General features: G+C 58.2%; 22 protein-coding genes. 9 read left to right on the top strand and 13 right to left on the bottom strand.

Annotated features, from left to right (window positions below; all coding sequences use genetic code 11):
- Positions 1 to 68: 68 nt before the first annotated feature.
- From B4U49_RS06055 to B4U49_RS06030, 6 genes are all read right to left on the bottom strand, one after another.
- Complete coding sequence (locus B4U49_RS06055; RefSeq protein WP_078083680.1) at positions 69 to 818, bottom strand: TerC family protein; 750 nt, start codon at positions 816 to 818, stop codon at positions 69 to 71.
- 113 nt (positions 819 to 931) lie between these two features.
- A complete protein-coding gene (locus tag B4U49_RS06050; protein ID WP_078083679.1) occupies positions 932 to 1,321 on the bottom strand; it encodes a SpoIIAA family protein in 390 nt (129 codons plus the stop codon).
- A gap of 98 nt (positions 1,322 to 1,419) precedes the next feature.
- Complete coding sequence (locus B4U49_RS19085; RefSeq protein ID WP_078083678.1) at positions 1,420 to 1,731, bottom strand: hypothetical protein; 312 nt, start codon at positions 1,729 to 1,731, stop codon at positions 1,420 to 1,422.
- A gap of 193 nt (positions 1,732 to 1,924) precedes the next feature.
- Entirely contained in the window at positions 1,925 to 3,430 is a 1,506-nt protein-coding gene (locus B4U49_RS06040; RefSeq protein ID WP_078083677.1) for an aldehyde dehydrogenase, read from the bottom strand.
- A 200-nt stretch (positions 3,431 to 3,630) separates the two neighbouring features.
- Positions 3,631 to 4,155: an asparaginase domain-containing protein gene (locus tag B4U49_RS06035; RefSeq protein WP_078083676.1), complete on the bottom strand. Its 525-nt coding sequence runs from the start codon at positions 4,153 to 4,155 to the stop codon at positions 3,631 to 3,633.
- A gap of 93 nt (positions 4,156 to 4,248) precedes the next feature.
- A complete protein-coding gene (locus B4U49_RS06030; RefSeq protein ID WP_078083675.1) occupies positions 4,249 to 4,911 on the bottom strand; it encodes a fumarylacetoacetate hydrolase family protein in 663 nt (220 codons plus the stop codon).
- A 155-nt stretch (positions 4,912 to 5,066) separates the two neighbouring features.
- Between B4U49_RS06030 and serA the strand changes: the two genes are divergently transcribed.
- Positions 5,067 to 6,314, top strand: coding sequence for a phosphoglycerate dehydrogenase (gene serA, locus B4U49_RS06025; RefSeq protein WP_078083674.1), 1,248 nt, complete (start codon positions 5,067 to 5,069; stop codon positions 6,312 to 6,314).
- 165 nt (positions 6,315 to 6,479) lie between these two features.
- Positions 6,480 to 7,394 (top strand): EamA family transporter RarD, encoded by a 915-nt coding sequence (gene rarD, locus B4U49_RS06020; RefSeq protein ID WP_239692492.1) that lies wholly within the window; start codon positions 6,480 to 6,482, stop codon positions 7,392 to 7,394.
- A 16-nt stretch (positions 7,395 to 7,410) separates the two neighbouring features.
- Here rarD and B4U49_RS06015 read toward each other — a convergent pair whose 3' ends face one another.
- The 3 genes from B4U49_RS06015 to B4U49_RS06005 form a co-directional block, all read right to left on the bottom strand.
- Entirely contained in the window at positions 7,411 to 8,391 is a 981-nt protein-coding gene (locus tag B4U49_RS06015) for an alpha/beta hydrolase (protein ID WP_078083672.1), read from the bottom strand.
- Between the two features lie 95 nt (positions 8,392 to 8,486).
- Positions 8,487 to 9,551 carry a class II fructose-bisphosphate aldolase gene (gene fba / locus B4U49_RS06010; RefSeq protein WP_078083671.1) on the bottom strand — a complete coding sequence of 355 codons (1,065 nt, stop codon included), beginning with the start codon at positions 9,549 to 9,551 and terminating at the stop codon, positions 8,487 to 8,489.
- 238 nt (positions 9,552 to 9,789) lie between these two features.
- Positions 9,790 to 10,953, bottom strand: a complete 1,164-nt coding sequence (locus tag B4U49_RS06005; protein ID WP_078083670.1) for a phosphoglycerate kinase — start codon at positions 10,951 to 10,953, stop codon at positions 9,790 to 9,792.
- A 324-nt stretch (positions 10,954 to 11,277) separates the two neighbouring features.
- Between B4U49_RS06005 and B4U49_RS06000 the strand changes: the two genes are divergently transcribed.
- The gene (locus B4U49_RS06000) at positions 11,278 to 12,063 is read left to right on the top strand and encodes an alpha/beta hydrolase (protein ID WP_078083669.1); all 786 of its coding nucleotides are present in this window, start codon (positions 11,278 to 11,280) and stop codon (positions 12,061 to 12,063) included.
- Positions 12,064 to 12,101: 38 nt separating this feature from the next.
- Positions 12,102 to 12,296 (top strand): CPXCG motif-containing cysteine-rich protein, encoded by a 195-nt coding sequence (locus tag B4U49_RS05995; RefSeq protein ID WP_193432817.1) that lies wholly within the window; start codon positions 12,102 to 12,104, stop codon positions 12,294 to 12,296.
- An 84-nt stretch (positions 12,297 to 12,380) separates the two neighbouring features.
- On the opposite strand, the gene B4U49_RS05990 is transcribed toward B4U49_RS05995, so the two are convergent.
- On the bottom strand, positions 12,381 to 14,060 hold the full coding sequence (locus tag B4U49_RS05990) for a flavin monoamine oxidase family protein (protein ID WP_078083668.1): 1,680 nt from the start codon (positions 14,058 to 14,060) through the stop codon (positions 12,381 to 12,383).
- A gap of 564 nt (positions 14,061 to 14,624) precedes the next feature.
- Between B4U49_RS05990 and B4U49_RS05985 the strand changes: the two genes are divergently transcribed.
- Together B4U49_RS05985 and B4U49_RS05980 are read left to right on the top strand one after the other, a co-directional pair.
- The gene (locus B4U49_RS05985) at positions 14,625 to 16,196 is read left to right on the top strand and encodes a S8 family serine peptidase (protein ID WP_078083667.1); all 1,572 of its coding nucleotides are present in this window, start codon (positions 14,625 to 14,627) and stop codon (positions 16,194 to 16,196) included.
- Between the two features lie 183 nt (positions 16,197 to 16,379).
- Entirely contained in the window at positions 16,380 to 16,778 is a 399-nt protein-coding gene (locus B4U49_RS05980; RefSeq protein WP_078083666.1) for a globin, read from the top strand.
- 78 nt (positions 16,779 to 16,856) lie between these two features.
- Here B4U49_RS05980 and B4U49_RS05975 read toward each other — a convergent pair whose 3' ends face one another.
- From B4U49_RS05975 to B4U49_RS05965, 3 genes are all read right to left on the bottom strand, one after another.
- Positions 16,857 to 17,141 carry a hypothetical protein gene (locus tag B4U49_RS05975; protein ID WP_143735554.1) on the bottom strand — a complete coding sequence of 95 codons (285 nt, stop codon included), beginning with the start codon at positions 17,139 to 17,141 and terminating at the stop codon, positions 16,857 to 16,859.
- A gap of 305 nt (positions 17,142 to 17,446) precedes the next feature.
- Complete coding sequence (locus B4U49_RS05970; protein ID WP_078083664.1) at positions 17,447 to 17,866, bottom strand: hypothetical protein; 420 nt, start codon at positions 17,864 to 17,866, stop codon at positions 17,447 to 17,449.
- 13 nt (positions 17,867 to 17,879) lie between these two features.
- Positions 17,880 to 18,773 (bottom strand): SPFH domain-containing protein, encoded by an 894-nt coding sequence (locus B4U49_RS05965; RefSeq protein WP_239692491.1) that lies wholly within the window; start codon positions 18,771 to 18,773, stop codon positions 17,880 to 17,882.
- Positions 18,774 to 18,938: 165 nt separating this feature from the next.
- Between B4U49_RS05965 and B4U49_RS05960 the strand changes: the two genes are divergently transcribed.
- The 3 genes from B4U49_RS05960 to B4U49_RS05950 form a co-directional block, all read left to right on the top strand.
- A complete protein-coding gene (locus tag B4U49_RS05960; RefSeq protein WP_078083662.1) occupies positions 18,939 to 19,169 on the top strand; it encodes a DUF350 domain-containing protein in 231 nt (76 codons plus the stop codon).
- 11 nt (positions 19,170 to 19,180) lie between these two features.
- Complete coding sequence (locus tag B4U49_RS05955; RefSeq protein WP_078083661.1) at positions 19,181 to 19,978, top strand: transglutaminase domain-containing protein; 798 nt, start codon at positions 19,181 to 19,183, stop codon at positions 19,976 to 19,978.
- Positions 19,979 to 20,088: 110 nt separating this feature from the next.
- Positions 20,089 to 21,304: S8 family peptidase (locus B4U49_RS05950; RefSeq protein WP_239692490.1), on the top strand; the 1,216-nt coding region annotated here is incomplete at its 3' end.

Below are 21,304 nucleotides of genomic sequence, written 5' to 3'. Positions count from 1 at the left end.
AGGGGCGGATATCCGCCCCTTTTCTTTTTGCACCAGTTTTATTTAGATGCCCTTGTCTACGGGAAAGTTTATTCGGCTTCCCGTATCGGCTTGTGCAGCTTCACCGCCTCGGCTTTTTTGCTGCGCATGCGGATATTCAGCATTTCCACAGCCATGGAGAAAGCCATTGCAAAATAGATATAGCCCTTCGGCACGTGCACATCAAAGCCTTCGATAATCAGGGTGACACCGACCAGGATAAGGAATGACAGTGCCAGCATCTTGATGGTGGGGTGACGATCGACAAAATCGCCGATGGGTTTGGCCGCTACCAGCATCACCCCCACCGCCAGGATAATGGCGATCGCCATGATGGAAATATGGTCCACCAGCCCGACCGCGGTAATCACCGAATCCAGTGAGAACACAATGTCCAGCACCGCAATTTGCGCCAGCACCATGCCGTATGTTGCAGTTACCGCGCTGGCGCTTTCGCCGTCCTCACCCTCAAGGCTGTTGTGAATCTCATGGGTGGCCTTGAACAGCAGGAACAGGCCGCCACCGATCAGGATCACATCGCGTCCGGAAATCTCTTCGCCGAGTACGGTAAACCAGGGTTCGGTAAGCCCCATGATCCACGCGATGGAGAACAGCAGGGCAAGGCGCGTGATCATCGCCAGTGCCAGGCCGATAAAGCGCGCGGACTCACGCTGCTTTTCCGGCAGTCGACCGACCAGGATGGAAATGAAGATAATGTTGTCGATCCCCAGAACAATTTCCAGGGCGGCCAGGGTGGCCAGGGCAATCCAGGCCTCCGGGCTCGCAATCCATTCGAACATGATTTTTCCCCGTTTTGCGCAGTATTTATTGATGTCGCGCGAATGATAGAGAGATAGAAAACGGCCCCTGTCTTGCGGCAGGGGCCGTTTTTTAAATTATCCGGGGGGAGAGTTTATGCGCTTTGTGACAGCCAGGCCAAGGCCTCTGATTTTTCGTCGAACACCCTGGCTTCACCGCCAATAAACCAGGTACCGATCTTGGCCGCCACTTCCTGCCACGATTTATCGCCTACCATGGCGACGCGATTGAACTGCCGGCCATGCTTCAGACCCAGCTTGAGATCATCCCAGGCGGCACGGATTTCCCAGCCGGCCAGGTCGTGCATATCGAACAGCACATCTACCTTGGGGTGGTCCATCCCGGCGATGGCGGACTCCAGCATGGGCACGAGGGTTTCATAGTCCTCGTGTTGCAGTTTGCCGCGGGCATGCATCGACAGCAGCACCCTCTCGTCTCCGGTGCGCTCGATACTGACAGAAAAGCCGTGGTGATATTCACCCATGGATTATCTCCCCGGGCATGCGAGCCCGAATGCGGAAACACAACTACCCGAAGGTATAGCGTGGCCCCGCACTCGCGCCCAGTTTCAATGGACGGGTGTCAGTGGGAGAGGATATCGACGATCTCGTGGGTGGCGTGCATCAGGCGAACCAGTTCCCCTTCGATACGCACGGTAACCAGCCCGCGGCTATCCACAGGCTTCACAATGACTGCATGGCGGTAGATTTCATCCTCGAGCACGTAGCCGGGGCGCAGCTTCTTCTTCCAGCCGGGAGGCAGTTCACCGCCGCGCTCTACTTTTTTCTGCAGGCCCGGAGGCAGGTCGCCGCCTTTATCCGGCTTGGCCAGTACGGTGGTGGCCGGCACCGCGAGGGCGATTGCGACAAGTGCGCTGGTCAGGCTCTTCAACATGAGTGATTACTCCCGTCAGTCATTCATTTCCCAGATTCAGGGGCGATATCGTATACCTTCGGCCGGTCTGCGGGCTCGCCGCAGATCACATTTCCATTATTCACCCCGGTGGATGACTGCAGCCTGAACGGCACAAAAAAGGGCCGCTAAAGCGGCCCAAGTGGAGTCAAATACGGACAAATCAAATCCGGGATCAGCTGATATCAATCCAGGTGGATTTCAGCTCACAGTACTTGTCCAGCGCGTGCAGGGACTTGTCGCGGCCGTTACCGGACTGCTTGAAGCCGCCGAACGGTACGGTGATGTCACCGCCGAAGTAGTTGTTGATCCACACGGAACCGGCGCGGATATCGCGGGCCATGCGGTGCGCGCGGCTGATGTCCTTGGTCCACACCCCAGAGGCGAGGCCATAGATGGAATCGTTGGCAATCTTCAGCGCTTCTTCTTCGTTCTCGAACTCGATCACGGAGAGAACCGGGCCGAAGATTTCCTCGCGCGCGATCGTCATATCGCCATTCACACCCTTGAAGATGGTCGGCTCGTAGTAGTGGCCACCCTCGACCGCGTCTGCCGGCTTGCCGCCGCATACCAGTTGCGCGCCCTGCTCAAGGCCCTTGGCCACATAGAACTCGACGGTGTCGAACTGGCTCTGGTCGATCAGTGCGCCCATCACGCTGTTCGGGTCCTGCGGGTGGCCCGGCTTGAAGCGCTCGGAAGCTTTCTTCACTTTTTCGATGAACGTATCCGCGATGCCTTTCTCTACCAGCAGGCGGGTACCGGCGGTGCAGGTTTCGCCCTGGTTGTAGAACACAGCCAGCGCCGCCGCTTCCGCCGCCTTGTCCAGATCCGCGTCGGCAAACACGATGTTCGGGCTCTTGCCACCCAGCTCGAGGAAGGTACGCTTGAGGTTGGACTGGCCGGAGTACTCGGTGAGGGTCTTGCCCACTTCGGTGGAACCGGTAAAGGTCAGGCCGTCGATATCCATGTGCAGGCCGAGGGTTTTACCCAGGGAGCTGCCCGGCCCAGGCAATACGTTCAATACGCCGTCGGGTACGCCGGCCTGCTTCGCCAGCCCCGCCAGCTTGATGGCGGTCAGCGGGGTGTTGGAGGCGGGCTTCAGGATCACGCTGTTGCCGGTGGCCAGGGCAGGCCCCAGCTTCCACGCGGTGGTGGAGAGCGGGAAGTTCCACGGCACGATCGCCGCCACCACACCCAGGGGCATACGGGTAATCAGGCCAATCTCGGTGGGGCCAGTGGGCGCGATCTCGTCGTAGATCTTGTCGATGGCCTCGGCGTTCCAGCGAATGGTGGTCACTGCGCTCGGCACGTCCACATTCATGGTGTCGCTGATCGGCTTGCCGGCGTCGAGACTTTCCAGCAGCGCGATTTCAATCTTGTTCTCTTCGATCAGCTCGGCAAAGCGCACCAGGATCTTCTTGCGCTCCATGGGTGGCATATGGGACCAGACGCCGGATTCGAAGGTGTCACGGGCCACTTTGACCGCGCGCTCGGCGTCTTCCGGTCCACAACTGGCGATCTGAGCCAGCTCCTTGCCGTCGGCGGGGTTGATGCTTGGGCGGGTCTGGCCGGAGAGCGCATCAACGTATTCGCCGTTGATGAAGGCGCGACCCTCGATTTGCAGGTCGGCGGCCAGCGCCTGCCATTCCTGCAGGGTTTGCGGAGTTTGTTGTTCTGCCATGGCACACCTCTATTCTTGCTATACGTTTAAAAACTGAAGGATTATTCAGTTTATACCTAAAATGTGATCACAAATCAAAGGAAAGCAGAGGGTAACAGTGTAGCCTGCGACTGTGTAGGTTTTTCGACTGGGATTCAGAGGCATCACGCGCCTGCGGGCGGTATCCCACAGAGCGCGTGCTGGTGCGGTTCAGCGGGGCATCAAATGGCCTCGAAGGTACCGGTTTCGAGATTTTTTCGGGCGCCGGGGATCGGGAACACCCGGTTGTGGAAAGCAATATAGAAGCCCGGCTCTACCAGCCGTGCGGTGAGCAGTGCTTCGGTAACATTCTGGCGGGCGTCTGAATCGATAAAGCCCATGGGTTTCATCGCGCCAGTGAACACCACCGGCACTTTAGGAGTTCCCATCTTGCCGTAGCAATAATCGGCGGTGACAGACATGGTATCGGTGCCATGCAGTACCACGATGGGGTCACCTTTCTCTGCGGTACTGGCAATGGCGGCACAGATCTGGTCGCGGTCACTATCGTCCATCTCCAGGGAGTCCTTGTTGAGGACACTGTCCAGCTCGAGATGGGTATAGGGCAGGCGCAGGCTGGAGATCAGACCGTCGCGAATAATCGAAGCGCGATTTTTCAGGGTGCCCTCGGCTTCGCAGTAGCTCTTTTCGATGGTGCCACCGGTGGTGAGAATGCGGATGGTGGCCTTCCGGTTGAGATCTGTCATCGTTTTTCCCGCTGTTTGAGTACAGAAGTGCGCATCTTAGTGGGGGTTTTAAAATGGGACAATCTTAGCTTGCCGTTATTCAAACCACTAAATTCAAACCACTAAGGTCTCCACCCGCAGCCAGTCCTCCTCCAGCCCCATCGCCACGCGGTCCCCGACGTGTAGTTCTCCCACTCCCGCGGGCGTGCCCGTGAGCACCACATCCCCCGGAAGCAAAGTGAAGTGGCTGCTGATATAGGCCACCAGGTCCAGAATCGGGGTGAGCATATGGCTGGATTTGCCGCGCTGGCGAATCTCATCGTTGAGCCACAGGGTATAGGTGAGGTTGTCCCAGTCTGGCAGCCAGTCCAGTTTCACAAACGGGGACAGGGGACAGGCGCCGTCGAATCCCTTGGCTTTTTCCCACGGCTGCCCCAGTTTCTTGAGGTCCGACTGCAGGTCCCGCAGGGTCAGGTCCAGTGCCAGTCCCAGACCGGCGATGGCCGCCGACACCTCAGATGCGTTGGCCTGGGTCAGGGGCTGTCCGATCAAAAGCGCCAGCTCTCCCTCGAAGTGACAGCTGCCGCGGCCCCGCGGCAGGTGCACGGGTTCGGCCATCGGGACTGCCGCCGTCGCCGGTTTGATGAACAGCAGCGGCTCCTCCGGAATCGGGTTGTTCAGCTCCTCCGCATGGGCCGCATAGTTGCGTCCGACGCACACAATCTTGCCCAAAGGCAGGTCGACAGGAGTTTTGCAGGTGTAAGAGTGTTTATACATAACCAAATTCGATACCTAGGATAGACATTGCGTATAAAGCTTTGTAAAGCCCTTGTGTTATGATGCCGCCCTCGCCGGGACCCCCGGCGGCTTCCAACCAGATATTGCTAACACGCCGCGATACCTCGCTGTCGCGCAAGGCCAAGAGATCCGTTATGGCTCCGCCCAGTAATTCCCCGAAAAAGTCTCTTCAAAAAGACAAAATCCGTATTTTGCTGCTGGAAGGCGTTCACCAGTCTGCGGTGGACCTGCTGTCATCCCGCGGCTACACCAACGTCGAGTACATCAAGACGGCCCTGCCGGAAGACCAGCTGATCGAGAAAATTGCCGACGCACACTTTATCGGCATCCGCTCCCGCACCCAGCTTACCCGCAAGGTCCTGGAGAGCGCCAACAAGCTGATCGCGGTGGGCTGCTTCTGTATCGGTACCAACCAGGTGGACCTGGCTGCCGCGACCGAGCTGGGTATTGCGGTATTCAACGCACCCTACTCCAATACCCGCAGCGTAGCCGAACTGGTGATTGCCGAGGCGATCATGCTGCTGCGCGGCATTCCCGAGAAGAATATGGTCTGCCACCGCGGTGGCTGGCAGAAGTCTGCGGTGGGCTCCTACGAGGCCCGCGGCAAGACCCTGGGTATTATCGGCTACGGTGCTATCGGCTCCCAGACTTCGGTGCTGGCGGAAAGCATCGGCATGCGCGTGATCTTCTTCGATGTGGTCACCAAGCTGCCCCTGGGCAACGCCTCCCAGGTCAACAGCCTCGATGAGCTGTTGGGCCAGGCCGATGTCGTGTCCCTGCATGTACCGGAGCTGCCCTCCACCAAGTGGATGATCGGCGCCGAGCAGATCGCCAAGATGAAAAAGGGCGCCATCCTGCTGAACGCCTCCCGCGGTACCGTGGTGGAAATCGAACCGCTGGCGGAAGCGCTGAAGAGCGGCCACCTGGCGGCCACCGCCATCGACGTATTCCCGGTGGAGCCCCGCGGCAATGACGACGAGTTCGTCTCTCCGCTGCGCGGCCTCGACAACGCCCTGCTGACACCTCACATCGGCGGCTCGACCGTGGAAGCCCAGGAAAACATCGGCGTGGAAGTGTCCGACAAACTGGCGCTCTACTCCGACAACGGCACCACCACCAGCTCGGTCAACTTCCCGGAAGTTGCCCTGCCCAGCCATGCCGGTGCCCACCGCCTGCTGCACATCCACAAGAACGTGCCCGGCGTGCTCGGCGCGATTAACCAGGTGTTCTCCGACAACGGTATCAACATCTCCGCCCAGTTCCTGCAGACCAACGAGACTGTGGGCTACGTGGTGATCGACGTGGATGCCGAGTACTCCGACCTGGCACTGGAAAAGCTGAAGAACATCCCCGGCACCCTGCGCTGCCGCGTACTCTTCTAGGCCATATCCGGCGACCATTCCTGACAGCCCCGAAGCGGGTCTGTTAGACTTCGCGAAGCCCGCTTGCTGTGTAGCAGATACACAGCAAGCGGGCTTCTTGCTTTCAGTCTTACCGAATCACCGTCACCGGCAGCCATGGCCGCCCGTGAGCCAGGACTATTCCTCGTGCAAAACCAGAACACCGATTCCGCCGCCGCTGGGTTACTGGCGGGTTTGGGCGCTTACCTCATCTGGGGCTTTGCGCCACTCTATTTCAAGCTGCTCGGCGGCCTTTCAGCACCAGAAATCCTTGCCCACCGCAGCATCTGGTCGCTACTGCTGGCACTGATCCTGCTGGCGGTACTGGGCAAACTACACGGACTGAAAGCGGTACTGTCATCCCGCAAGGCGATGCTGGCTCTGCTGGTATCCACCGCACTGATCAGCACCAACTGGCTGATCTTTATCTGGGCGGTGGTCAATGATCACCTGCTGGACGCCAGCCTCGGTTACTACATCAATCCGCTGATCAGCGTGTTGCTCGGAGTAATGGTACTCGGGGAGAAACTGCGCCCGCTGCAGTGGATCGCGGTGGCGCTGGCAGCACTGGGGATTGGCTACGAGCTGTGGCAATTCGGCAGCCTGCCGCTGGTGGCACTGGGCGTTGCCCTGACATTCGGCTTTTACGGGCTGGTCCGCAAAAAGACCCCGGTGGACAGCCTGACCGGGATGACGGTGGAAACCCTGTTCCTGCTACCACTGGCCGTAGGCTTCCTGTTCTGGACCAGCAGCCCCACCAGCAACCTGCTGAACAATTCCTGGGAACTGAATGGCCTGCTGCTGCTCGCCGGACCGATCACCCTGACACCACTGCTGCTGTTCAATATCGCCGCGCGCAGGCTCAACCTGTCCACACTCGGGTTCCTGCAGTACCTGGGCCCGACCCTGATGTTTTTCCTCGCGGTGCTGCTGTACAACGAGCCTTTTGACAAAGCCAAGCTGGTGACTTTCATCTTTGTATGGACGGCGCTGGGATTCTACTCGGCGGACGCACTGGTCCTGCGACGCAAGCGGCGGCGATTGAGAAACAAGGCGATTTAAAACCTAAAATCACAGCTCAAGGCTGATCCAGCCACTCATCCAGTGCGGTGAGAATTTGCTGCCGGTAGGGCTGGGTCTCGTTGATCATCTGGTGACGGGCGCCGCGCACGATGACTCGCTTGCTGTTGGGGAAGCGATCGCGAATAGCGCGCATGTTGTAACGCCAGTCCACGGTTTTATCATCCGTGCCCTGTATCACCAGAATCGGCTTGGGATTGCGGCAGGTTTTGGGGAACACCTTCAGCCAGTCCACCATCGCCCCCAACCAGCGGATCGACATGACCGGGGACTGCAGTGGGTCGCGGTGTGCCTGGCGGCGGGCAAACTCCGCATCGTGGGTATTGATGTTGAAACCGCGGCTCGGGTGCGGCAGCAGGTAGCGCCCCAGATAGTACATCCATTTGCGCAGATGCCAGTTGGCAGGCCGCACCAGCGGTGCCAGCAGCATCACCTTGTCGAACGGCTGCCAGAGGGTGAACTGCAGATAGTTCAGCAGGGTGGCGCCGCCGGTACTCTGCCCCATAGCGTGCCAGGGCTCCGGCATTTTTCCCTGCGCGCGGTGCAGTAGCGCTTCCAGAACTTCCCGATACTGCAGAAACGAATCAATCGCCACCGGCTCGCCACTGGACAATCCGTGACCGGGAAAGTCTACGGAGACCACATTGAAATTGCGCTGCAGGCCAAAGCGAATGGCAGCACCGTAAATACCGGTGTGGTCAAAATAACCGTGGCAGATAAACAGTGTGCCCCTGGGGTTGTCTACCTTCCAGTATTGGGCAACCAGCTCGAAGTCGGCAGCTTCAAAGGTGCCGATACCAGTGCCGGAGGCCTCGTCAAAATTGAGGCGATAGTAATTGCGGTAGGCGACTACCGAATCCGGGAGGGGCTGACCGCAGGTAAAACCCAGCTCAGGCAATTCGTTGCGCAGTGCAGAGTAATCCGGCCGGCGGATAACCGGGCTGGGGTCGACAGCATTGAAGTCTTTCAGCAGATCCATGACTTAATGGTACTGCACTTGTTTGCTGAAATCAGGAAATAAAAAAGGGTGAACCGAAGTCCACCCTTTTTTATTTGCGAACACCTGTACCCGGATCAGTTGATCTTGGGCACCAGTTCACCTTTCTCGTAGCGCTCGAACATGGATTCCAGGCTGACCGGCTTGATCTTGCTGGCGTTGCCTGCAGTGTTGAAGGCCTCGTAGCGGGCTACACAGATGTCCTTCATCGCCTGGGTGGTCGCCTTGAGGAATTTGCGCGGGTCGAACTCGGACGGGTTCTCGGCCAGGAAGCGACGCACCGCACCGGTGGAGGCCAGACGCAGGTCGGTATCGATATTGACCTTGCGCACACCGTACTTGATGCCTTCGCAAATCTGCTCTACCGGTACGCCGTAAGTTTCCGGAATCTCACCGCCGAACTCGTTGATCACCTTCAGCCACTCCTGCGGCACAGAGGAAGAACCGTGCATGACCAGATGGGTATCCGGGATACGCGCGTGGATTTCCTTGATGCGATCGATGGCGAGGATGTCGCCCGTGGGCGGACGGGTGAACTTGTAGGCACCATGGCTGGTACCACAGGCAATGGCCAGAGCATCCACCTGGGTTTTCTTGACGAAATCCGCAGCTTCTTCCGGATCCGTCAGCAGCTGGTCATGGGACAGTTTGCCCTCTGCACCAACACCATCTTCCTCGCCGGCCATACCGGTTTCCAGCGAGCCCAGGCAACCCAGCTCGCCCTCTACGGAAACACCGCAAGCGTGCGCCATTTCCACCGCGCGCTTGGTCACATCCACGTTGTACTCGTAGGACGCCGGGGTTTTACCATCGTCCATCAGGGAGCCGTCCATCATTACCGAGCTGAAGCCCAGCTGGATGGAGCGCTGGCACACCGCGGGGCTGGTGCCGTGGTCCTGGTGCATAACCACCGGAATGTGCGGGAACTCTTCCACAGCGGCCAGGATCAGGTGGCGCAGGAAGGGAGCACCCGCGTATTTACGGGCGCCGGCAGAGGCCTGCACGATCACCGGGGAATCGGTCTGATCCGCGGCCTCCATGATCGCGCGCATCTGCTCCAGATTGTTGACGTTAAACGCCGGTACGCCGTAGCCAAATTCGGCGGCGTGGTCCAGCAGCTGACGCAAGCTGATTAAAGCCATGAAAAAACCCTTTCTCGTCGATATAAAGTTGGTATTTGGTACTGCTCTTGTGTGATTCCTGAGCCGTGGCCCGGTCACATCTCTTTTTAATATTCCGCACTTTCGTATCTACAGCGGTATCTACATCGGTAACCACACCGGCACTTACATCAAATGCCGGCAAACGGGGGCGCCCGGGAAAAGATTCAAAATCCGTGCCCGACGCCACCGCAACAACACTTACTCGCTCGCGCGGCTGTTATTCGCCAGCACGGCTCTCCAGCATGGCCACTGCCGGCAGTACTTTGCCTTCCACGTACTCCAGGAAGGCACCACCCCCAGTAGAAATATAGGAGACCTTGTCAGCAATGCCGTATTTATCCACTGCCGCCAGGGTGTCGCCACCGCCGGCAATGGAGAAGGCATCGCTATCGGCAATCGCCTTCGACAGGCGCTCGGTGCCGCCGCCAAACTGATCAAATTCGAACACGCCTACCGGGCCATTCCAGATAATGGTCTTGGCGCCCTTGAGGATTTCCGCCAGTACGGCAGAGGAGTCCGGGCCGATATCGAAAATCATATCGTCGTCCGCCACGGCTTCTGCAGCTTTGGTTTCCGCCGCGGCGGATTCACTGAATTCCTTGCCGGTCACCACGTCGCTGGGCAGCGGAATATCACATTTCTGCATCAGGCCTTTGGCGGTGTCGAGCAGGTCGTGCTCGCACAGGGATTTGCCCACCGGCTTGCCGTCGGCTGCCAGGAAGGTGTTGGCGATACCGCCGCCGACAATGAGCTGATCCACCTTGTCGGAAAGGCTCTCCAGCACGGTCAGTTTGGTGGAAACCTTGGAACCGCCGACAATCGCCACCATCGGGCGCGCCGGGTTGGCCAGGGCTTTCTCCAGTGCGTCCAGCTCTGCCGCCAGCAGCGGGCCAGCACAGGCAACCGGAGCAAACTTGGCTACGCCATGGGTAGAGGCCTGGGCGCGGTGCGCGGTGCCGAAGGCGTCCATTACGAAAATATCGCACAGGCTCGCGTACTGCTTGGCCAGCGCCTCTTCGTCTTTCTTCTCGCCCTTGTTGAAACGCACGTTTTCCAGCAGCGCCACTTCACCGTCTGCAAGTTCCACACCGCTCTGCCATTCCTTGATCACCGGAACGTCTTTGCCCAGCAGCTTGCTCAGGTGTGCAGCGACCGGGGCCAGGGAGAACTCTTCTTCGTACTCGCCCTCGGTGGGGCGGCCCAGGTGGGACATCAGCAGGACTTTGGCACCGGCATCGGAGGCAGCCTTGATGGTGGGGAGAGCTGCGCGGATGCGCGCATCAGAGGTGACCGTACCGTCTTTTACCGGTACGTTCAGGTCTTCGCGAATCAGAACGCGCTTGCCCGCCAGATCCTGATCCTTCATCAATTTAACCGCCATAGCCAATCCTCGTTTGCTGGTTGCTGAATACTTACTCACCCCGACCCTCGGGCGGGGAAAGCGGGCGCGGATTATACGCTCTGACCACCGGTGTGGTCACCGCTGCGGCGGTAATTGCGGGCCGACGATGCTCGCTGCGGAGTATATCAACCGGTTTTGTAAATGAATTACCGCACAGAATGAATAGCACCCTGACATCGCTGTCATTTTTACAAGAACGCAAAAAAAACCGGCAGCGCCCGTTGTCCGGTCAATTTTCGCTCTCTACCATTGCCTGCGGGAGCCTGCATCCCCCTGAAAAAGTCACCCCAGAAAGGAGTCCCCATGGCCGCAAACAGCAATGGCAGAGAGCGCCGCAGACACAAGGTGACCTTCCCCAATGCCAGCGGCCAGATGCTCGCGGGCATCCTGGAGACCCCGACCAGCTCGCCGCGGGGCTACGCCCTTTTCGCCCCCTGTTTTACCTGCGGCAAGGATGTGCTCGCGGCCGCCCGTATCGGCCGCCGTCTGGCAGAGCTGGGCATTGCCACCCTGCGCTTTGACTTCACTGGTCTCGGCGACAGCGAGGGAGACTTCAGCGAGACCAACTTTTCCAGCAACGTGGAAGACCTGAAGTGCGCAGCAAGCTTTCTGCGCGATGAATACCAGCCCGCAGACCTGCTGGTGGGGCACAGCCTCGGCGGCGCCGCGGTACTGGCCGCCGCCAACGATATTCCCGAGGCGAAAGCCATCGCCACCGTCGCCGCGCCGGCGGACCCGGAGCATGTGCTGAAACAGTTTTCGTGCGCGCTGGACACCATCGAGGAACACGGACACGCGGAAGTCGAGCTATCCGGTCGCCCTTTCGTGATCCAGAAGCATTTCGTGGAGGATGTGGAGTCCATCCAGGAAGGCTATATCCATCGGCTCGGACGCCCACTGCTGATCTACCACTCGCCGGTGGACCAGGTTGTCTCCATCGACGAGGCGGCGGACATCTACAACCGCGCCCTGCACCCCAAAAGCTTTATCAGCCTCGACGACGCCGACCACCTGCTCACCCGGCGGGAAGATGCTATCTATGTAGCAGACACCCTCGCGGCCTGGGCTGCGCCACACCTGGGCAAGTGAGCCGCCCGCTGCGAACACCCCACTCGGAGAAAATGCATATGGATACCGTGGACGAATTCAGTGATCAGTGCCCCTACTGCGGAGAAACTATCCTGCTGCTGATCGATACCTCGGCGGGCAGCCGCCACTACATCGAGGACTGCACCGTGTGCTGCCGGCCGATTCAGGTGCTGGTGAGTGTAGATCTGGAAGGGCAGTGGACGGTGCAGTTAAAGCACGAGAACGATGTTTAACAAAAACCGCGAGAAACAAAAAAGGCCGCGAGCACTCGCCCGCGGCCTTTTTTGCATCCTGTGAGATGAAAACTGCGAAGCAGTTTACGCGGTCTGGTGAATCTCTCTGGCCGCGCGCTCGGCGGTAGATACCGCACCGTCGATATAGCCGAAGTATTCCAGCTCGGTGTGCTCACCGCAGAAGTGGATATTGCCTTCCGCCAGAGGCTGGGCACCCCACCAGCCGGTGTAACTGCCGAAGGTCGGGGTTGAGTAAGAACCTTTGGACCAGGGGTTGGCGGACCACTTGGACTGCATGGCAGTACCGGAGAAGGCTGCGGAAGTGCCCGGGAACACCTTGTCCACAATACCGTGGAAGTGGTTGATGTCTGCCTGGGTGGGCGCAGCAAACGGCTGATCGCTACCGAGGTTGGCGCCGTAGTTACCACCAAAGAAGTTCACCAGAATGCCGTCGGTCTTGCCATTTACGGAGGTGGAATCCCAGGTATCGAACAGCTCAGGACGGCCCACATAGGTCACACCGTTCCCGGTCACCGCCTGGCCGTTGACGTACTGGGTCTGGGTCCAGGGACGGCTGTTGTGGTGCAGCGCCATCTTGCCATTGCTACCGAATGCCATCTGCTCGATCGCCATGCGCTTTTCCGGGCGGAAGCTGTTGTACAGCGCCGGCTCGATATCCACATCGCGCAGCAGGGAGAACGGCAGTGCCAGCACTAGCTTGTCGCAGTTATGCACGTAGCCGTCTTCAAAAGTCAGGGTATAAGGGCCTTTGATATCGCCGCGGATGGCCACCAGCTTGCGGCCGGTCTCGACAGTGCCCTCGGGCAGCTGTTCAACCATTTTTTTCCACAGCTGGTCGTTACCGCCGGCGATGCGGAAACGCTCATCGGTACCCGCCAGCGGGGTAGCGCTGTTGATCGGGTTCCAGGCCAGCAGATAAATCAGGTTCAGTGCAGTCTGGTCTTCCGGCTGGATGCCATATTCGGCAACCAGGTCCGCCTGGAATACCTGGCCCATATTGGAGTTGGCGCCGATACCCACCTGATCCATCCAGGTGTTGGAGTCGATGTAATCCAGCGCCTTGTGGGTTTCGTTGTGCCAGTCGTATGTGGGCAGCCAGGGGGCTTCCTGCTGAATCTTCTTGAAGATCTTGTAGGTTTCGCGCCACTCTTCATTAAGCTGGTGCTCGGAATAGTGCTGACCGTTAACGTAATACAGCTCGTTGCCGCCGGGCACCGCGTTGCCGTTGACATCTTCCACGTCCAGACCCAGCTCGTTGGCCAAGTTACGTACCGCGTTGTGCTCGGTAGAGATCAGCTCACCGCCGCGCTCAACGGGGCTGCCAAAAATAGAGCGGTTGGTGTTTACACGGCCACCCAAACGGGTATTGCCTTCAAACACGGTGCTGGCAATGCCGTACTGCTGCAGGCGATGGGCACAGCGGATGCCCGCCACACCGCCGCCGATAATCGCTACGCGACCGGGGCGACCGTCGCCATTACCGCCGCCCGGGTCGGCCTGTGCCGGTTTGGAAACACCACCAAGAGAAGCACCCACGCCCACCGCAGCGGCACCAAAGCCCAGCTGCTTGAGGAAGCGACGACGCTCTTCCGCGGAAGCCTCTTTGCCACCCAGCCGTGCGCCTTCGGTAACGATATCGAGACTTTCATCGGCGGATATTCCGGTTTTTTCAGATAGCGCCTCGGCAACACGCATGCGGCGCAGCAACCCCGCCATGGGGGAGAGAGACTTGCGGCTTCTCATGATTATTTTCCTGTGAGTAGAGAGAAATGGGAACTGCGTCCCAAAAGTTATTTTTCACGCCATTCTACAGAGAAGCACAAAAAATGGAATATTTATTCGGTTTTCGGGCGATTAAGGAAACTAAGTACTTACAAACCTGGTAAATACATGTTTTTTATCAATTTTTTCACCATCAAGATTGAATCAAACACGAAATAAGGCTGTTTTTTAGTCAGTTTTATGAGGGGAATTTTTTCTCTTGTAGGCTATTTCTGCTTTGGTCTGTCGCTTTAGCCGCATAGCCACCTCCCCTCAGTAGGCGCCGAGTTCAACAACATAAGCACCGGCAGGCAGACGAACGAACCCCCAACCCCCTCCAACAATCTGTCGCCGTTATCTTCCTCGAAAATCCCTTTTGCCGAGCACTGCTCAATGCACTCGGCGGGCAATGGGCATCCGGCGAAAAGCTGCTAGATTTTATCCACCGGCTGTGCGCCTGCCCCAAACTCGGGCACCGAGCTGTAGTCAGCCACCATCCAAACCAACTATAAGAAGTACCAGACAAAACTGGAGAACGATAAAAAGATGAAAAGACTCATTCCAACCCTGTTCACCAGCGCGCTCGCGCTGGTCATTTCCGCCCAAGCCGGCGCTGCCGACGACCGCTACATCGTCAAGTTCAAAGAAGGCAAGGGCCCCGCGGTCAAAGCAATGATGGAAAAGAACGGGGGCCGCTCCGCGCTGGCACTGGAGAAACGCAGCGCGATGGCTGCAAATCTCCCGGGCAAAGCGCTCAATGCCCTGCGCAATAACCCCAATGTGGAATACGTCGAACAGGATGTGAAGCGCTACCCGATGGCGGAAACCGTCCCCTTCGGAATTCCCATGGTGCAGGCAGACCAGCTCAGTGATGCGATGGCCGGCAACCAGACCGTGTGCATCATCGACTCCGGCTACGATATTTCCCACGAGGACCTTCCTGGCGGCAACGTGAGTGGTAACTACGACTCCGGCACCGGCGACTGGTTTACCGACGAAAACAGTCACGGCACTCATGTAGCCGGCACTATTGCCGCCGTTGGCGGGAACGGTAAAGGTGTGGTCGGCGTGAACCCGAACGGCAACCTGAACCTGCACATCGTCAAGGTATTCGGGGCCGATGGCTGGGCCTACTCCTCCTCCCTGGTGGCGGCGGCCGACGAGTGTGCGGCCAATGGTGCCAGCGTGATCAATATGAGCCTCGGCGGCAGCTTCAAGTCCCGCACCGAGGACCGGGCTTTCGCCGACCTGTACGCAAACCAGAATGTACTCTCCATTGCCGCCGCGGGTAATGACGGCAATACCCGTCACTCCTACCCCGCGTCCTACGACTCCGTGGTATCCGTGGCCGCCATCGACAGCAACAAGATGGTTGCGGACTTCTCCCAGCAAACCGATCAGGTCGAGCTGTCTGGCCCGGGCGTGGATGTGCTTTCCTCTGTGCCGACTGGCATGAGTCTGGCAACCACCCTGATCGTGGGCGGCAGCGCTATTGAGGCGGCGGGTATGGAAGGCAGCCCGCAGGGTGACGTTACCGGCAACCTGGTGGATTGCGGTCTGGGTGAATCTGCCTGTGCCAGCGCTTCCGGCCAGGTGTGCCTGATTTCCCGCGGCAACATCAGCTTCGCCGAGAAAGTGCAGGCCTGTGAGGCCGGCGGGGGTATCGCCGCCGTGATCTACAACAATGAACCGGGCATGCTGTACGGCACCATGGGTGAAGTTGTCACCGGTATTCCTTCCGTGGGCATTTCCGATACTGACGGTGCCGCCCTCCTCGGCCAGCTCGGTAGCAGCGCAAGCCTGACCATCGAGCCCGGCAACTATGCCTACTTCAACGGCACCTCCATGGCCACCCCGCATGTGGCAGGCGTCACTGCCCTGGTGTGGAGTCATTTCCCCAGCTGTTCCGCGAGCGAGATCCGCTCCGCTCTGACCAGCACCGCGGAAGACCTGGGTGCAGCCGGACGTGACAATGCTTACGGCTACGGTCTGGTACAAGCCAAAGACGCAGTGGACTACCTCACAGCAAATGGCTGCTCCGGCAGCGGTGACGGTGGTGGCGACGGCGGCAATGGCGGCGGCGGCAAGCCCTGCAAAGGTAAAAATTGCACACAGTAACCCGCATACGTTGAATTCAGGGGGCCAATTGGCCCCCTTTTTTTTGTAATGCTCGAAAAATTGTGCTCCCCGCCCGCAGGCAAATTGATTTAAATCAATTTGAGCCCAATCCCCGCCGTTAGAATCCGCGGTCGCCTGTGCCCGCCCGCGCAGTCATAACAATAGCCAGGGGGAGTAACGGCAATGGGAAATGCCGACAGCGATATCGTTTTTCAGAGTTACGGCCGCTGCTGTAACAGGGAAGGCTTTTTCATCGACTTCTACGACCGCTTTATGGGCAGCTCCGAAGAGATTCGTGCCCTGTTCAAGGACACCGACATGCCGGCTCAACGCCACCTGTTGCGGAACGGCATCATGCAGCTGGTTCTGCACTCGCGAGGCATGCCGGATACCAAACTGAAAGCACTGGGTAAAAGTCATTCACGCGGGGGCTACGGCATACGCCCGGACTGGTACGGTCTGTGGCTGGATGCGCTGCTCGCCACCCTGCGTCAGTACGACCCAGAGTTCAGTGAAGACACTGCACACGCCTGGCGCCGCGCTATCGAACCGGGAATAGAGCTGATCCGCGGTGCTTACTGAACGTAGTATTCCCGATCCCCACATATAAAAAAGGCTTGCCGGGCAACGGCAAGCCTTTTTCACCGATCGCAAAGTTAATTACTGTTGCAGATCAGTTACACACTTGTTGTACTCCTGAATGTACACATTACTACCGCGGTTAGGTACTTCATTCGACTTATCCGCAGCAGCGTTACGACAACCCTCGATCTGATCAGGAGTCAGGTTCGTCGCCGGCACAGTCTGACTGCGCTGATACATGTGCGCATTAGACAGACGGTCCTTGTGAGCCTGCACGGTAGGCTGAGGTACCTGGTAGAACATACCGGTTTGCTCATTGAACTGATAGAAGTTATCGCCACTGTGCCAATAGGTTTTACCCATGATCTGAACTTCAGATGCCCCAGAAGGGAGCTGAGTCATCTGTTCTTGCGCCTGAGCAAAACCCGCTACAGCACAGAATAAAACGACGGGCATTAAATAACGCATTTGGTGTTCCTCCTCTTCGGATGTGCCACGAAGTCTATTGAGGCGCGAAGAGGGTCCCAACCGAATATTTGCAAAATTTTAGCTCTGTGACCCACATGTCAAGGTTGATTTTTTTAAAGAGGAAAAATGCCGGAGATAAGTACTAACAGGCTGAAATCGGCCATGGATTTCAGCCCGGTTTAAGGCCAAAAAAAAGGAATTTATTCCTCACCCACCATGGCTTCCTGTTCCAGCTTCTGCTCCTCCCGCAATGTTTCCAGGTGCTCGCTACGCTCTGCTGCTGACTCTCGCTGCGGCGCGAGATCACTGATCTGCCCCGCTTCCTTTTGTAATGCACGATCCGTCGCCTGCTGTTCCGCACTGTAGTCCGGTGCCAGCCCCAGCTTTGGCCCATTGCTATTGAACCCGATCAGTACCCAGATAAAGAACAGCAGACACAGAAAGCGAATAACCAGAGTGCGATCCAGCAGCCAATGCATACTTTCGCCATGGCTGCGCAGAAAGCGTACCCGCAGGAAAATATTCAATAGCAGTAACACACAAGCGGTAATCACCACCCAGGTAGAGAGACCGCCGAGAGCGGTCATCAGCCAGTTGGCTATCTGTGAGTTAAATTCCATCGGTCGCCTCCTGTTAACGCTTGCGCGCCACCTGCTTCACCTGGTCGGAAAACACCGCCTGCTGCAGGCCGATGCTACCCAGCGCCTCCACCGGCACAAACACCTTGTTTTCGGAATCCGCCATGCGGTCGAGAACCTCCAGCGTGCGATAGGCGAGATACTTATCGGTAACCGATTTTGCCAGCAGGTCGTTGACTTCTTTCTGCCCCATCGCCTTTTCCCGGGCGATGGCGCGATTCATTTTTTCCCGTTCCAGGTCGCGCTCCATCTGGATTTTCTGGATTTCGAACTGGGCCTTTTCCTGCTCGATCAATTCGCGGCGTTCGGCAGCACGCTCCTTCGCCTCGGTGATCACCTTGGGGAACTGCACATCGGCGATCCCCAGACGCTTGATCTTGATCGGGGTACCTTCCAGTGAAGTGGTAACAGCGGAAAACAGCTCCTGGCTCAGCATCTCCCGGCTGGACGCGATTTCATTGATGGAGTACTTGGCGATTACCCGGCGCACCACATCCCGGATTACCGGCTGCGCGTAGGTGTTGTACACCTGGTTGACGGAGATGTTGTTGGAACTCGGCGGCACGCGATCGAAAATATTGTCGATATATTTTTCATTGACCGACCCGGTCATGCGGATATCGAAGCTCATGTTCAGCTGATCCTTGGGCATAAACAGCTTGAACTTCTCCAGGTGCCCAAAATCCGCGGTGGCCAGGGTAATCAGCTTGTCACAGTAAAACAGGCACGGATCGAGACGGAATTTGGACGGTGGTACCGAACTCGGCTTGTAGCCGTGCTTGGTGAGGATTTTACCAACGTGCGCCGGTGGGACTTCCACCCGATCGCCACAGGCCGCCAGCCCCGCCACCACTACTACAACCAGCACTTTTGACAACTTAGACAACATCGACATTCCCTTTTCTGTTGAAAAACGCTGCACACAATAGAGACCAAGCAACCGTCCGGCAAGCCGGCAGCTTGAGATCCGGCGAAGCGCTTTCTCGGAGAGCGGAAAATCCGCAAAGGTTATGGTCTAATTAACCATTGGATATATTCACATGGATCAAACAACGTGCAATCTGAATTTCTCACCGCAACCCTGTTCAACCTCGGCCTGAACCTGCTGTACACCCTGATCGCGCTCCTTATCGGTATGGTCGCGCTGCTGGTTATCGACAAAAAGCTACTCAAGCATGTCGATATCGAGGCAGAACTGAAAAACGGCAATATCGCGGTTGCCATTTTTGCCTCCACTATTCTGGTGTTCGTGGCCATGATCATTTCGTTTGGCCTGAAGGGCTGAGGCCGTCGGCGATGCGTTTACTGCTAGTCGGCGTTTTACTGGGGGTCATGCTGTTGCTGCCGGAATTGTTGCTGCAACAGAACCCTACAGCGCAACCCACCCCCCAACCTGAATGGCGTGAGGCCAGCTCACCGGATGTCAGTGACAACCAGAAGGGCACAGTGATCGTAAAGGGCATTTCCACACCGCTTACCGAGTCCACGGTGCAGAATGCGGTGGGAAAACGCTCAGAACAGGAAAGCAGCTATATCTCCGTATGGAACTGGCAAGGCCTGGAGTCGGTCACCGCCTCCGCACGCGGGCTGGATAAACTGCATCACTTTGCCAACAGCTATCTGGTCGGGTTCCAACCGTTTGAAACCCGGGAGCTTTGGATTCCCCTGTACACACTCGCCATCCGCAAGGAATACCAGTACGACCACCTGCAATACGCGGGGCTCGCCGATATCTGGCAGACCTCCCGTCAGGCCTATTACCAGAAACGCGGCGACTGTGAGGACCACGCGATCCTGCTGGCAGACTGGCTGATCAACCTGGGCGTCGATGCTCGAGTGGCACTGGGGACACACAAAGGCCAGGGCCATGCCTGGGTCGTCGCCATTGTAAATGGCACGGAGTACTTGCTGGAGGCCACCAGCAAGCGCCGCCAGTCCAGCTGGCAGGCCATGCCGCTGGCTGCGCTCGCAGAAGGCTACGAAGTAGAGTTCCAGTTCAACCGGGACTTCTTCTGGGCCAAAACCACTTCTGCGCCAACCCGCCAATATCGGGGTAGTCACTGGATTCGGAAATCCCAGTTTATTCGCGGCTGAGTGTGCTCGGATATCGCTGCTAGGCTTAAAAATGAAGCGGTGTCAGGAAGACGCTGAAATCAAACCGGGGCGGCAGCACCAGCCGCTCTTTGCCGTTGCAGGATGCTACCGTGAAATTCGACTATGCCAGTGCCGTCCGTGCGGCCGTGGTTACCCTTCTTCTGTGCACCCAGTTTTTACTCATTACGCCACTTAACGCGCAAACATCAGCACCTGTCGCGGAACAACCGCAGCGCCTGATACTGCGATTCGCGGGTCCCCGCACCAGTGACCAGGCGCGCGCCGCCACCACACAACTTATCCGTGCAACCGGCACAGAAATGCGCTATCGACATCGCCTCGCCAGCGGACAGTTTGACCTGTTGAGCCTGCAGCAGCGGCTGCCACCCGCCGCGCTGGAGCGGCTAGTCACGGCACTGCAAAAGCAACCGGGCGTACTCTCGGTCGAGGTGGACCGCATGCTGCAGCACACCGCGGTTCCCAATGACAGCCGCTACAGTGAGCAGTGGCATTATTTTGAAGGCACCGGCGGTATCAATCTGGAAACCGCCTGGGATACCCACGATGGAAACGGAGTGGTGGTTGCGGTTATCGATACCGGGATCACCGACCATTCAGACCTGAATGCCAATATCCTGCCCGGTTACGACTTTATCGACGACACCGCAGTGGCCAACGATGGCGATGGACGCGACAGTGACCCGAGCGATCCGGGGGACTGGCTACAGGTGTGGGAGTGCGGTTTTTTCAATCCCTCCCAGCCCCGTGACAGCAGCTGGCACGGTACCCACGTAGCAGGCACCATCGCCGCAATTACCAATAACGGGCTGGGCGTGGCAGGTGTTGCGCCCGGCGCCAAGGTGCTGGTGGCGCGAGTACTCGGCAAGTGCGGTGGCTACACCTCAGACATTATCGATGCCATCGTCTGGTCATCCGGGGGCAGTGTCAGCGGCGTACCCGACAACCCCAACCCCGCTCACGTGATCAACCTCAGCCTCGGCGGTGGTGGCAGCTGTGGCGGTGCCATGCAGAGCGCCATTGATACCGCACGGGGTAACGGCACCATCGTGGTGGTGGCCGCGGGCAACAGTAATGGCAACGCTGCGGACTTTTCCCCCGCCAACTGTAATGGCGTAGTAACCGTGGCGGCGAATGATCGCCAGGGAAATCGCGCCTCTTATTCGAACTACGGCGACACGGTGGAAGTGACCGCGCCCGGCGGTGAGACCAATACCACCGCGAACGGGATACTCTCGACTCTGAATAGCGGCACCCAGGGACCCGCGCAGGAAACCTACCGCCACTACCAGGGCACCAGTATGGCGG

It is taken from the genome of Microbulbifer mangrovi (assembly GCF_002009015.1).
In the GTDB taxonomy this organism is placed as follows: Bacteria; Pseudomonadota; Gammaproteobacteria; order Pseudomonadales; family Cellvibrionaceae; genus Microbulbifer; species Microbulbifer mangrovi.
This window is presented reverse-complemented; position numbering and strand designations above follow the sequence as displayed.

What these genes read in the sequence shown, in the direction of transcription:
- B4U49_RS06055 (WP_078083680.1), bottom strand. Translation starts at nt 818, where the DNA reads ATGTTCGAATGGATTGCGAGCCCGGAGGCCTGGATTGCCCTGGCCACC.
- B4U49_RS06050 (WP_078083679.1), bottom strand. Translation starts at nt 1,321, where the DNA reads ATGGGTGAATATCACCACGGCTTTTCTGTCAGTATCGAGCGCACCGGA.
- B4U49_RS19085 (WP_078083678.1), bottom strand. Translation starts at nt 1,731, where the DNA reads ATGTTGAAGAGCCTGACCAGCGCACTTGTCGCAATCGCCCTCGCGGTG.
- B4U49_RS06040 (WP_078083677.1), bottom strand. Translation starts at nt 3,430, where the DNA reads ATGGCAGAACAACAAACTCCGCAAACCCTGCAGGAATGGCAGGCGCTG.
- B4U49_RS06035 (WP_078083676.1), bottom strand. Translation starts at nt 4,155, where the DNA reads ATGACAGATCTCAACCGGAAGGCCACCATCCGCATTCTCACCACCGGT.
- B4U49_RS06030 (WP_078083675.1), bottom strand. Translation starts at nt 4,911, where the DNA reads ATGTATAAACACTCTTACACCTGCAAAACTCCTGTCGACCTGCCTTTG.
- serA (WP_078083674.1), top strand. Translation starts at nt 5,067, where the DNA reads ATGGCTCCGCCCAGTAATTCCCCGAAAAAGTCTCTTCAAAAAGACAAA.
- B4U49_RS06015 (WP_078083672.1), bottom strand. Translation starts at nt 8,391, where the DNA reads ATGGATCTGCTGAAAGACTTCAATGCTGTCGACCCCAGCCCGGTTATC.
- fba (WP_078083671.1), bottom strand. Translation starts at nt 9,551, where the DNA reads ATGGCTTTAATCAGCTTGCGTCAGCTGCTGGACCACGCCGCCGAATTT.
- B4U49_RS06005 (WP_078083670.1), bottom strand. Translation starts at nt 10,953, where the DNA reads ATGGCGGTTAAATTGATGAAGGATCAGGATCTGGCGGGCAAGCGCGTT.
- B4U49_RS06000 (WP_078083669.1), top strand. Translation starts at nt 11,278, where the DNA reads ATGGCCGCAAACAGCAATGGCAGAGAGCGCCGCAGACACAAGGTGACC.
- B4U49_RS05995 (WP_193432817.1), top strand. Translation starts at nt 12,102, where the DNA reads ATGGATACCGTGGACGAATTCAGTGATCAGTGCCCCTACTGCGGAGAA.
- B4U49_RS05990 (WP_078083668.1), bottom strand. Translation starts at nt 14,060, where the DNA reads ATGAGAAGCCGCAAGTCTCTCTCCCCCATGGCGGGGTTGCTGCGCCGC.
- B4U49_RS05985 (WP_078083667.1), top strand. Translation starts at nt 14,625, where the DNA reads ATGAAAAGACTCATTCCAACCCTGTTCACCAGCGCGCTCGCGCTGGTC.
- B4U49_RS05980 (WP_078083666.1), top strand. Translation starts at nt 16,380, where the DNA reads ATGGGAAATGCCGACAGCGATATCGTTTTTCAGAGTTACGGCCGCTGC.
- B4U49_RS05975 (WP_143735554.1), bottom strand. Translation starts at nt 17,141, where the DNA reads ATGGGTAAAACCTATTGGCACAGTGGCGATAACTTCTATCAGTTCAAT.
- B4U49_RS05970 (WP_078083664.1), bottom strand. Translation starts at nt 17,866, where the DNA reads ATGGAATTTAACTCACAGATAGCCAACTGGCTGATGACCGCTCTCGGC.
- B4U49_RS05965 (WP_239692491.1), bottom strand. Translation starts at nt 18,773, where the DNA reads ATGTTGTCTAAGTTGTCAAAAGTGCTGGTTGTAGTAGTGGTGGCGGGG.
- B4U49_RS05955 (WP_078083661.1), top strand. Translation starts at nt 19,181, where the DNA reads ATGCGTTTACTGCTAGTCGGCGTTTTACTGGGGGTCATGCTGTTGCTG.